Genomic DNA, 11,567 nt, shown 5'->3' with positions numbered 1-11,567 from the left:
AGGTGGGATGGGTGGATCAGGAAAAGAAGTCGAGCACGCCGCGCAGGGAGCTGGCGGTGCGTTCGGGCTGGGTGTCCAGTTCCTCGAAGGCGAGATTCTGGCGGTTCACCCACAGGGTGCGATAGCCGTACCAGCCGGCGGCCAGTGCGTCCCAGGCATTGCTGCTGACGAACAGCACCTGGCCTGCCTTCAGGCCGGTGGCGGCTTCGCCCAGGGCGTAGGCCCGGGGATGGGTCTTGTACAGGCGGATCGGATCGACGCTGATGACATGGTCGAGCAGGCCGTCCAGGCCCGCGCTGCGCACCGCGATGCCCAGCATGTCGGCGTCGCCGTTGCTCAGGATGCCGGTGGTGATGCCGCGCTCGCGCAGGGCCTGCAGCACGTCCCTGTTTTCGGGGAATGCCGACAGATGCCGGTACTGGTTCATCAGCCGCGTGGCCTGAGGCGCATGGGCGGCCCAGTCGGTGCGGGCCTGGGGCACCAGGGTCTTGAGGGTGTGGCGCAGCGCGCGCTCGGTCAGGTCCCAGAACGGGCTGTAGTGCTCGCCGTGGTTGCTGGTGGTCACCAGCCGGGTGTATTCGATCTGCTTGTCGCGCCATTGGCGCGAGATGGCCGAGCCCAGCCCCGGATACAGCTGTTCGGCCAGCAGCCCGACGCTGTACACGTCGAACAGCGTTCCATAGGCATCGAAGAGCACGGCGCGGGGTTGGTCCATACCATGGACTGTATTCGCAACCAGCGCAGCGATTCAGACCCTCCAAAGCGAGGGATTCGCAACTTTTATCGATGTAATCAGGTCGGCCCGTAGAGCCCGTGGCGGTCCATGCGCCGCTGCAGCTGGTCGGGCTCGATCTGCAGCATGCGGGCCGTGAGATGCAGATCCCAGCGATGCTCCTCCAGCGCCCGCACCAGCCCCGCGCGGTCCATCTCGTCGGTGCGCAGGCAGTCGCTGAGCTCGGACAAGGCGCCGAACGACGACGGTGCGGGATCGGTCGGCAGCAGCAGGTGGGACGCGTCCACCCGGCCGCCCGGGCAGATCATCACGGCCCGCTCGATGACGTTGCCGAGTTCGCGCAGGTTGCCCGGCCAGCTGTGCATCATCAGCGCCGCTTCGGCCGCCGGTGACAGCTGCATCGCCGGCAACCGGTACCGGCCGGTGTGCAGCGCCACGAAGTGCCGCGCCAGCAGCGCCAGGTCGTCGGTGCAGGCCCGCAGCGGCGGCACCCGGACGGCACAGCCCTGCAGCCGGTAGAGCAGTTCGGCCTTGAACCGGCCCTGGCGCACCAGGGCATCCAGGTCGTGCCGCGTGGCGGCCATGATGCGGGCCCGCAGCGGTTCCACGCCGCCCCGGGGGAGCCGGAACTGGCGCCGCTCGAGCATGTGCAGCAGGCTGACCTGTCCCGACTCGTCGAGGTCGCCGACATCCTTCAGAAAGACCGTGCCACCACCGGGCGCGCCGGCGGCGATCTCGGCGTCCAGCCCCTGGTGCAGGGCCAGGCAGTCGATCTCCACCCAGGGTTCGGCCGCGCGGGGTCCGGTGGCGTGGGCTGCGCGCGCCGCGTGCAGCTTGCCCGAACCGGTTTCGCCGCAGAACAGGATCGGTGGCACCGCCGATCCGTCGCCGGGCTCCTGCCGGGCCAGGGCCGACACCTGTTCACGCAGGCCGGACAGGGGTCTCGAATGACCCAGGATCGCGTGCGCCATGGCGGTCGAGCGGGGCGGCTCGCCCGGGGGCTGCAGCGGCTCCTCCAGCGCCCGGTCCACCGCCTGCTTGAGGCTGCGCAGCGGCACCGGCTTGGTCAGCAGGTCGGATGATCCGGCCTTCATGGCCTGCACCGCCACCGCCACATTGGCATGGCCCGAAACCATCACCGTGCGGATGCGCAGAGGGTCGCGGTTGAGTTCGCGTATGAGGGTCAGTCCGTCCAGGCCGGGCAGCTGGAAATCCACGATCGCCAGATCGGGCTGCAGCCGCCGGGCCGCCTCCAGGCCCGACGGTCCGTCGTTGGCCACTTCCACCACATGGTCGTACTGGCGCAGGTAGCGCGCCATGTGGCGGGCCAGCGCAGGTTCGTCCTCGATCACCAGCAGGGTCGCCATGGGCGCTCCGGGTCAGCGGCCCGCGACGGGGCCGGGCGGGTGTGGCAGCCGGATCTCCACCCGGGTGCCACGGGGTTGTTCGGCGGTGACCAGCAGCTCGCCCTGCCATTGCGCCACCATGCGCTTGACCAGCGCCAGGCCCATGCCCAGGCCGCCGACCTTGCTGCTGGCAAACGGCTGGAACAGGCGCTGCCGCGCTTCCGGCGACAGGCCGGTGCCGTTGTCGCTCAGGTGCACGCCCCGCAGGCCGTCGGTCTGCGTCCAGCCCACCTCCAGCCGGCCGCCGTGGGGCATGGCTTCGGCCGCATTGGCAATGATGCTGAGCAGGGCCTGCCGCAGCGTGGCGCTGTGGGCCAGCACCGGCAACGGATCGGTGGGTTCCACCCGTAGCTGGATGTGCCGGCGTGCCAGCTCTCCGGCCATTTCCTGCAGGCAGGTCTGCACCAGCGACACCAGGTCCACGGCCTGCGGGTGCAGCTGCGGGGCCTGGGCCACATGCACCAGCTCGGTGATCCAGCGGTTGGCCCGGTCGACGGATTCGATCATGTCGCCGCTGAGCTCGCGCACATCCTCCGGGCGGCCCGCGCCGTCCTGCAGCAGTTCGGCCGCCGACCGGATGGACGCCAGCGGGTTGCGCAGGCTGTGCGCCACCGCACTGGCCAGCTCCACGGTGGATGCGGTGCGCTGGGCCTCGGCCAGCCGTTGCTGCTGCCGGGTGATCAGACGGTCGGCCCGCGCCACGATCCAGTACAGCACCGCAAACAGCAGCACCGCGCCCCCGAAACAGGCCAGCCACAGCTGCCGCAGGCCCTGGTGGATGTCGCTGGAGAGCTTCTCGGGGATCTTGTAGATCTCGATCACGCCCAGCACGGCGCCGCTCTGGGGGTCGCGCACCGGGAAGTAGGTCTCCACAAAGAAGGCGCCCCGATGCAACAGACCCTGGTGCTCGGCCTTGCTGAACTGGCCGGGCTCGGTGACGTCGGCCTCCACCACGATCTGGCCGTGCAGCGCTTCGGCCAGTTCGGCGTTGTGCTCGAAGCTCTGACCGATCAGCTCGGCGTCGGTGGACCACAGCACATGACCGCGCAGGTCGTAGGCGTTGCCCCGCACCGATTCGCGCATGGTCACGATGTGGCGCATCGACTGCAGGAACGCTGCCCGCAGCAGCGGGTCGTCCGGGCGGCGGAAGTACAGCCAGGTGTTGTCGGTGCTCAGCACGTTCTGCACGAAATGCATCGTCACCTCGGCCTCGCGCTGCAGCATGCGTTCGGTCAGCACCCGCGAGAGCATCCAGCCCAGACCGACGGCGATCACGGTGATCACCACCAGGCTGGCCAGGGCAAAGCGGCGGCGCAGGCTGAATGCCGTTGCATCCCGCCCGTCTTGCAGCCCGGCGTCGTCCCCGGTGCGGCCTTCGGCCTGCGCCGCGAGGCGCGCAGAAGGCGACACGACGTCCGGCAGCGCAGTGCCCGTCATGGCCATGAAACTCCTTACCCCTCCGTGTATGCGAGCCATTGTCGGGGCGACAGGGCCCTTGTCAATATCGCCAGCCCTGTGTGCTCCCCCGCCGGGTGCGGTAACCTGCCCCGGTGGACAAGCTCAAGCAACTGGAAACCTTCGTGGCCGTGGCTTCGCGGGGCAGCCTCACGGCGGCCGCCCGCCAGGAAAACGTGGCCCCGGCCATCATCGGTCGCCGCATCGACGCCCTGGAAGCCCGGCTGGGCGTCAAGCTCATGGTGCGCACCACGCGGCGCATCACCCTCACCCACGAAGGCAGCGCCTTTCTGGAGGACTGCCAGCGCCTGCTGACCGACCTGTCCAACGCCGAGGCCAGCGTGAGCGCCGGCGGCGTCAAGGCCAGCGGGCATGTGCGCATCACCGCACCGGCCGGCTTTGGTCGCCGCCATGTGGCGCCGCTGGTGCCGCGCTTTCGCGAACTGCACCCGGAGGTCACGCTCAGCCTGAACCTGTCCGACCGGGTGGTGGACGTGGCCGGCGAGGGTTATGACTGCGCGGTGCGGGTGGGCGATCTGCCCGACTCGTCCCTGGTGAGCGTGCGCCTGGCGGACAACCGCCGCCTGTGCGTGGCCGCGCCGGCCTACCTGCAGCGTCACGGCAGGCCGGCCACCCCGGCCGATCTGGTGCGCTTCGACTGCCTCACCCTGTCCAGCGATGCCTCGCAGACCCGGGGCTGGGCCTTCTCGATGCCGGCCAGCTCGGGCAGCGGCCGGGAAATCGTGCACCTGCGCCCCGGCGGCCCGCTGGACTGCAGCGACGGTCAGGTGCTGCACGAGTGGTGCCTGAGCGGCCAGGGCATCGCCTGGCGCAGCACCTGGGAGGTGGAAGCCGACATCCGCGCCGGCCGGCTGGTGAGCGTGCTGGACGACTTTGCCGCACCGCCCAACGGCATCTACGCCCTGTTCCCCCAGCGCCGCCACCTGGCCCTGCGGGTGCGCCTGTGGATCGACTTCCTCAAGCACGAATACGGGCGGGCGGAGTACTGGGCGGGGCGCTGACCTGCGCCTGGCATCGGTATCGCCCGAGCCCCGGGTGCTGCATTCTTGATGCTTCCATGAGGACATCGCCGCAGGTGCGGAGGTACACCGCCCCGGTGGTCATTGCAGTCGCCGATCCGTCCCGGAGCGGCGTCAGTGGCCATTCATACGGCCCGGACCGAAAAGCCGCCCGGGTCGGAAAACCACCCAAGGAGTCTTCATGGCAGACATCAACATCGGCGTGAACAATGGCCTGTTCACGGTCACGCTGGACCAGTGGGAGTGGACCGGGCTGACGGTCAACGGCACGCCCGTGAAGCCGGTCAACCAGGGCAATGTCCAGTTCCAGTTCACGCAGACCGGTTCACCGGCGCCCGTTCATTTCAGGGCCGTGGCCAACCAGAACATCGACATCGTGAATCCGGGCAACACCCTGTTCATGAAGAGCCGCGATGGCTCGCAGACCCACATGTCGATGATCAGTTACTCGGAGGCCGATGGCGTGGTCACCCTCAACGGCTACCTGCACTCCCTGCCGTTCCCGTTCTCCGAAGACCAGCCCAGTCCGCTGGTGTTCAGTCAGGGGCGCATGACCGGCACCTTCCACACCTGATCCGGCGCGAGGGTGCGGCGGCCCGCCTCAGACCAGCGAGGCCAGCAGCCAGGCCGCCGTGCCCCACATCATCAGCGCCACGGCGCCGTCCAGCAGGCGCCAGATGCGCAGCGAATTGAGCCGCCGGCCGAGCCAGAAGGCGGCGCAGCCCAGCACCAGGAACCACACCACCGAACCGGCGGCCGCACCCAGGCCGAAGCTGCGGCTGGCTTCGCCATAGGCCAGCGAGGCGGTGCCGATCAGCACGGCGGTGTCCAGCCAGGCGTGCGGGTTGAGCCATGAAAAGGCCAGCGCCGAGAGCACGGCCTGGCGGCGGCTGGTGGGTGCCGGGCCGGTCACGGCGCCCTGGCCGGCCGGTGCCTGGAGGACGGGCTGGCGGAAGCGCTGGAAGGCCTGCCAGCCGTACACGCCGAGGAACAGCACGCCGGCGCCGATGAGCGCGCCCTGCAGCTTGTCCGACAGGCCGCCGAGCTGGGCCAGGCCCAGCACGCCCAGCCCGATGAGCACGATGTCGGCCAGGGCACAGACGGCCACGGTGATCCACAGGTGCTGGCGTTGCAGGCCCATGCGCAGCACGTGCGCGTTCTGGGGGCCGATGGCCATGATGAGCGACAGGCTGAGCACCATGCCGGCGGTGAAGGTGGGGACAGTGAGAACCATGACAAACATCCGGGAAAAAAAGGGCCTGTGGAAACAGGCATGTCCGCATGGTGCCCGGAAGGCGACCTGATTTAAACTGAATTAGCTGTTTCTACATTCCATCAAGATTTTCTTGACCAGTTACGTTGCCTCACCATGCTGGACGCCCGCCAACTCGACGCCCTGGCCGCTGTGGCCGACACCGGCAGCTTTGCGGCGGCAGCGCGGCAGCTGTCGCTGACGGTGGCGGCCGTCTCGCTGCGCATCCGCTCGCTCGAAGACGCACTCGGCCAGCGCCTGCTGGTGCGCGGCAAGCAGGTGCACGCCACGGCCGCCGGGCAAGCGCTGCTGGGCCATGTGCGGCAGGTGCGGCTGATGGAGGCGGATCTCCTGTCGGGGCTGCGCGGCGCGCCCGAGACCGGGCGCGGTGCCTGGCAGAACCTGAGCGTGGCCATCAATGCCGACTCGGTGGCCAGCTGGTTCCTGCCCGCCGTCACGCCCTTGCTGTTGCGCCACCGGCTGACGCTGGAGGTGGTGATCGACGACCAGGACCACACCCACGATGCGCTCAAGGGCGGCGACGTGATCGGCTGTGTCACCACCCTGGCCGAGCCGATGCGTGGCTGCGTGGCCGAGCCGCTGGGGGTCATGCGTTACCGCTGCGTGGCTGCCCCGTCGGTGGTGCAGCGCTGCCGCACCCCGCGCGGCGCGGTGTCGGCGCACCGGCTGCTGGCCTGGCCGGCGGTGATCTTCAACCGCAAGGACGCCTTGCAGGACGCCTTTCTGGCCCAGCACTTCGGGTTGAAGGACGTCCATTACCCGCGCCACTTCGTGCCGGCGGTGGACGCCTTCGAGACCGCCATCGGCCTGGGGCTGGGCTGGGGCATGGTGCCCGAGCAGAACCTGCGGCACCGCCCCGAACTGCAGGAACTGCTGCCGGGCGCCACGGTGGACGTGGCGCTGTACTGGCAGCACTGGGCGCACGAGCCGCCGTCGGCCCAGCGCCTGACGGCGGCGGTGAAGGCCGCAGCGCGGGAGCATCTGGGGGCCGCCGCCTAAAATCCGGCCTCTATGCTCACCATCAAGAACGACCTGCTGGCCGGCCTGGCCGCCGAACTGGAACAGCTGTCTCCCGGCGCCGGTGCCCGCGCTGCCTTCGAATCGCCCAAGGTGGCGGCCCACGGCGACTTTGCTGTCACCGCTGCCATGCAGCTGGCCAAGCCGCTCAAGCTCAACCCGCGCGCCGTGGCCGAATCGCTGCGCACGGCGCTGCTGGCCCAGCCGGTCTACCAGCAGTGGGTGGCCGACATCGAGATCGCCGGCCCCGGTTTCATCAACATCCGCCTCAAGCCCGAGGCCAAGCAGCAGATCGTGCGCGAGGTGCTGCAGGCTGGCGCCGCCTTCGGCAGCCAGCCCGCGAACGGCCAGCGCCTGATGGTGGAGTTCGTCTCTGCCAACCCCACCGGCCCGCTGCATGTGGGCCACGGACGCCAGGCCGCACTGGGGGATGCCATCTGCAACCTCTATGCCACCCAGGGCTGGGAGGTGTGGCGCGAGTTCTATTACAACGACGCCGGCGTGCAGATCGGGACGCTCGCCACCAGCACCCAGTTGCGCGCCCGGGGCCTGAAGCCCGGCGATGCCGGCTGGCCCGAGGCGGCCTACAACGGCGACTACATCCAGGACATCGCCAACGACTTCCTGGCCAGGAAGACGGTCAAGGCCGATGACCGCGAATTCACCGCCAGCGGCGATGTGAACGACCTCGACGGCATGCGCCAGTTCGCCGTGGCCTACCTGCGCCACGAGCAGGACCTGGACCTGCAGGCCTTCCAGGTGAAGTTCGACCACTACTACCTCGAATCCAGCCTCTACACCAGCGGCCGGGTGGAAGCGGCGGTGAACCGGCTGGTGGCCGCCGGCAAGACCTACGAGCAGGACGGTGCCCTGTGGCTGAAGTCCACCGACTACGGCGACGACAAGGACCGCGTCATGCGCAAGTCCGACGGCTCGTTCACCTACTTCGTGCCCGACGTGGCCTACCACATCGCCAAGTGGGAGCGCGGCTTCACCAAGGTCATCAACATCCAGGGCACCGACCACCACGGCACCATCGCGCGGGTGCGTGCCGGGCTGCAGGCGGCGGGCGTGGGCATCCCGCCCGGGTACCCCGACTACGTGCTGCACACCATGGTGCGCGTGGTGCGCGGTGGCGAAGAGGTCAAGATCAGCAAGCGCGCCGGCAGTTACGTGACGCTGCGCGACCTGATCGAATGGACCAGCAAGGACGCGGTGCGCTTCTTCCTGCTCAGCCGCAAGCCCGACACCGAATACACCTTCGATGTGGATCTGGCGGTCCAGAAGAACAACGACAACCCGGTGTACTACGTGCAGTACGCCCATGCCCGCATCTGCTCGGTGCTGGCCAGCTGGGGCGGCGACGTGGCCTCGCTGCGCGAGGCCGACCTCGCGGCCCTGGACACCCCGGCCGCCCAGTCGCTCATGCTGCTGCTGGCCCGCTACCCGGGCATGCTCAGCGACGCCGCACGCGACTTTGCGCCGCACGACGTCACCTTCTACCTGCGTGAACTGGCGGCGGCCTACCACAGCTACTACGACGCCGAACGCATCCTGGTGGACGACGAGGCGGTCAAGCGGGCCCGACTGGCCCTGGTCGCTGCCACCGCGCAGGTGTTGCACAATGGTCTGGCTGTGCTGGGTGTGAGTGCCCCGCAGAAGATGTAAGGGCCCACCCACGATGAAGAAGACTCCCGTTTCCCGTCCCCGACACGCCCTGGGCGGCACCCTCATCGGCTTCGTCGCCGGCCTGCTGGTGGGGCTGGGCGCCGCACTGGCCGTGGCCGTTTACGTGACCAAGGTGCCGGTGCCCTTCGTGGACCGGGGCCTGTCCCGCGATGCCGGTGCCGATGCCAAGGAAGCCGAGCGCAACAAGGGCTGGAACCCGAATGCGGCGGCCACCCGCACACCGGGTTCGGCCCCGGCCGCACCGGCCGTGCCCGCCGGGAGCGATGCTTCCGCCGGAGCGGTGTCGGTGCCGCCGGCCGACGGCAAGCCCCTGCCGGCGCCTGCCGCCGCACCGGCTGCCGGTGGCAAGACCCCGACCGACCCGCTGGGGGATCTGATGCAGCAGCGTGCCGGTCAGGCACCGGCCGCCGGTGCCGCCACCCCGCCCACGGCGGCCGCGGCACCCGGTCTGGACCCGTTCAACTATTTTGTGCAGGCGGGTGCTTTCCGCACCCCGGAAGACGCCGAGACCCAGCGCGCCAAGCTGGCCATGATGGGCATCGATGCCCAGGTCAGCGAGCGCGAGCAGAACGGCCGCACCGTCTACCGGGTGCGCGTGGGCCCCTTCACCCAGAAGGCCCTGGCCGAACTCACCCAGGAGCAGCTCAACGTGAACGGTGTGGAGTCCGCCCTGGTGCGCGTCCAGCGCTGACGAACGGTCATACGGGAACTTTTGCCGGGCCATCTCCGCCCAAACGCCATTCCCTTCAGGAGCCCCTACGCATGCAACGCCGTGATTTCTCCCGCTCTCTGCTGGCCGCCGGTGCCGTCACCCTGACCGGCAGCGTCGCCCTGCCGGCCTTCGCCCAGCGCGTCGCCCCCAAGGAAGGCACCGATTACCAGCGTCTGGCCAAGCCGGCGCCGGTGCAGGCGCCGCCCAGCCAGGTCGAGGTGGTGGAGTTCTTCGCCTACAGCTGCATCCATTGCGCCAACTTCGAGCCTGCCTTCGAAGAATGGATCGCCCGTCAGCCCGCCTATGTGACGGTGCGCCGCGTGCCGGTGGCCTTCAGCCCGGCCTTCGTGCCCATGCAGCGCCTGTACTACACGCTGGAAGCCATGGACCAGGTGAAGGCCCTGCATGCCAAGGTGTTCGAGGCCATCCATGGCCAACGTCTGCCGCTGACCACGGCCGGTCCCATCACCGACTGGGTGGCCAAGCAGGGTGTGGACCGTGCCAAGTTCACCGAGATCTTCAACTCGGCCGCCGTCACCACCAAGGCCCAGCAGGCTGCGGCCTTGCAGGAGGCGTATGCGGTCGAAGGCACGCCGGCCATGGGCGTGGCAGGCCGCTACTACATCAGCGGCCAGGGTCCGCGCACGCTCACGGTGGCCAGCGCCCTGATCGCCGAGGTGCGCAAAGCCTGACGCCCTGCGTTTTTCTCTCTGCCGGGGCCCCGTCTTGACGGGGCCTCGTCGTTACAATGCATGCAAGTTTCGTGCCCTGGACGACCATGCCTGCATTCCTTTTTTCGAGCGTCTCCCGCCTGCCGGTCTGGTGCCTGCTGGCCGCCCTGTGCGCTTCGCCGGCGGCCCGGGCCGAAAAGGCCGACCGCGACAAGCCCATGAACGCCGAGGCCGATGCGCTGCGGTACGACGATGCCCGTCAGACCAGCGTCTTCACCGGCAACGTCATCATCACCAAGGGCACCATCGTCATCCGGGGCGCCCGGGTGGAGGTGCGGCAGGACACGGCCGGCAACCAGTTCGGCGTGGCCACCGGGCAGCGGGCCTTCTTCCGCCAGAAGCGCGAGGGCGTCGACGAATTCATCGAGGGAGAAGCCCTGCGCATCGACTACGACAGCCGCGCCGACACGGTGAAGTTCACCGGTGATGCCGTGATGCGCCGCTTCAAGGGCACCCAGCTCAACGACGAGACCCTGGGCAATGTCATCGTCTACAACAACACCACCGACGTGTTCACCGTGGACGGCGGCGAGGCCGCCCGCAGCCCGGGCAACCCGTCCGGACGCGTGCGGGCCATGCTGACGCCCAACCCCAAGCCGCCCGCCGCCGGCGCCACGCCGCCGGCACGGCCCGCTGCGGACGGCGCCACCCTGCAGCCGAGCCGCCAGATCGACGGAGGTCGTCCTTGACGGCCACCGCATCGGTCAGCCGCCTGGAGGCCAGGGGCCTCAAGAAGTCCTACGGCAGCCGCCTGGTGGTCAAGGACGTGTCGCTCGCCGTGTTCAAGGGCGAGGTGGTGGGCCTGCTCGGCCCCAACGGCGCGGGCAAGACCACCTCGTTCTACATGCTGGTGGGGCTGCTGCGGTCCGATGGCGGGCAGATCCTGCTCGACGGCCAGCCCATCGAGCGCCAGCCCATCCACCGCCGTGCGCGTCTGGGGCTGGGCTACCTGCCGCAGGAGGCCTCGATCTTCCGCAAGCTGTCGGTGGCCGACAACGTCAGGGCGGTGCTGGAGCTGCAGGAAGACGATGACGGCCGTCCCCTGTCCCGGGCGGTGGTGGACCAGCGGCTGGACGAGCTCCTGCGTGAACTGCATGTGGACCACCTGCGCGATTCGCCGGCCCCGGCGCTGTCGGGCGGCGAGCGCCGTCGGGTCGAGATCGCCCGGGCGCTGGCCACCAACCCGCGCTTCATCCTGCTCGACGAGCCCTTCGCCGGCATCGACCCGATCGCGGTGATCGAGATCCAGCGCATCATCGGTTTCCTCAAGTCGCGCGGCATCGGCGTGCTCATCACCGACCACAACGTGCGCGAGACCCTGGGCATCTGCGATCGGGCCTACATCATCAACGACGGTCATGTGCTCACCAGCGGCACGCCGGCCGAGATCGTGGAGAACGCCGACGTGCGCCGGGTCTACCTCGGCGAACATTTCCGGATGTGAACATGACCCCCACGCTTGTCACTCCGTGTACTGCGCTGCCCCCCGAGGGGGCGCGGCCTGGCTGGGG

At 69.3% G+C, this 11,567-nt stretch carries 12 protein-coding genes; 8 read left to right on the top strand and 4 right to left on the bottom strand.

All coding sequences use genetic code 11. The features are described 5' to 3' along the window. Positions 1-16 precede the first annotated feature (16 nt). The 3 genes from CAP38_RS11640 to CAP38_RS11630 all read right to left on the bottom strand — a co-directional run bounded on the left by CAP38_RS11640 (position 17) and on the right by CAP38_RS11630 (position 3,576). On the bottom strand, positions 17-715 hold the full coding sequence (locus CAP38_RS11640; protein ID WP_086121570.1) for a haloacid dehalogenase type II: 699 nt from the start codon (positions 713-715) through the stop codon (positions 17-19). 77 nt (positions 716-792) lie between these two features. After that, positions 793-2,100 (bottom strand): sigma-54 dependent transcriptional regulator, encoded by a 1,308-nt coding sequence (locus tag CAP38_RS11635; protein ID WP_086121569.1) that lies wholly within the window; start codon positions 2,098-2,100, stop codon positions 793-795. Between the two features lie 12 nt (positions 2,101-2,112). After that, a complete protein-coding gene (locus CAP38_RS11630; protein WP_179188535.1) occupies positions 2,113-3,576 on the bottom strand; it encodes a HAMP domain-containing sensor histidine kinase in 1,464 nt (487 codons plus the stop codon). Between the two features lie 113 nt (positions 3,577-3,689). Between CAP38_RS11630 and CAP38_RS11625 the strand changes: the two genes are divergently transcribed. Further along, entirely contained in the window at positions 3,690-4,616 is a 927-nt protein-coding gene (locus tag CAP38_RS11625) for a LysR family transcriptional regulator (RefSeq protein ID WP_086121567.1), read from the top strand. A 199-nt stretch (positions 4,617-4,815) separates the two neighbouring features. Further along, positions 4,816-5,208: a hypothetical protein gene (locus CAP38_RS11620; RefSeq protein ID WP_086121566.1), complete on the top strand. Its 393-nt coding sequence runs from the start codon at positions 4,816-4,818 to the stop codon at positions 5,206-5,208. 27 nt (positions 5,209-5,235) lie between these two features. Here CAP38_RS11620 and CAP38_RS11615 read toward each other — a convergent pair whose 3' ends face one another. Beyond that, positions 5,236-5,868, bottom strand: a complete 633-nt coding sequence (locus CAP38_RS11615) for a LysE/ArgO family amino acid transporter (RefSeq protein WP_086121719.1) — start codon at positions 5,866-5,868, stop codon at positions 5,236-5,238. 135 nt (positions 5,869-6,003) lie between these two features. Between CAP38_RS11615 and CAP38_RS11610 the strand changes: the two genes are divergently transcribed. From CAP38_RS11610 to lptB, 6 genes are all read left to right on the top strand, one after another. Continuing rightward, the gene (locus CAP38_RS11610) at positions 6,004-6,906 is read left to right on the top strand and encodes an HTH-type transcriptional regulator ArgP (RefSeq protein WP_086121565.1); all 903 of its coding nucleotides are present in this window, start codon (positions 6,004-6,006) and stop codon (positions 6,904-6,906) included. A 12-nt stretch (positions 6,907-6,918) separates the two neighbouring features. After that, positions 6,919-8,592: an arginine--tRNA ligase gene (gene argS / locus CAP38_RS11605; RefSeq protein ID WP_086121564.1), complete on the top strand. Its 1,674-nt coding sequence runs from the start codon at positions 6,919-6,921 to the stop codon at positions 8,590-8,592. A 13-nt stretch (positions 8,593-8,605) separates the two neighbouring features. After that, positions 8,606-9,304: an SPOR domain-containing protein gene (locus CAP38_RS11600; RefSeq protein ID WP_086121563.1), complete on the top strand. Its 699-nt coding sequence runs from the start codon at positions 8,606-8,608 to the stop codon at positions 9,302-9,304. Between the two features lie 71 nt (positions 9,305-9,375). Next, positions 9,376-10,017: a thiol:disulfide interchange protein DsbA/DsbL gene (locus CAP38_RS11595; protein WP_086121562.1), complete on the top strand. Its 642-nt coding sequence runs from the start codon at positions 9,376-9,378 to the stop codon at positions 10,015-10,017. An 86-nt stretch (positions 10,018-10,103) separates the two neighbouring features. After that, complete coding sequence (lptA, locus tag CAP38_RS11590) at positions 10,104-10,745, top strand: lipopolysaccharide transport periplasmic protein LptA (RefSeq protein WP_086121561.1); 642 nt, start codon at positions 10,104-10,106, stop codon at positions 10,743-10,745. Further along, entirely contained in the window at positions 10,742-11,500 is a 759-nt protein-coding gene (gene lptB / locus CAP38_RS11585) for an LPS export ABC transporter ATP-binding protein (RefSeq protein WP_086121560.1), read from the top strand. Before lptA ends, lptB begins: the two co-directional genes overlap by 4 nt. The last annotated feature ends 67 nt before the right edge of the window (positions 11,501-11,567 follow it).

The organism is Hydrogenophaga sp. IBVHS2 (assembly GCF_002127215.1).
Classification (GTDB): domain Bacteria; phylum Pseudomonadota; class Gammaproteobacteria; order Burkholderiales; family Burkholderiaceae_C; genus Hydrogenophaga.
This window is presented reverse-complemented; position numbering and strand designations above follow the sequence as displayed.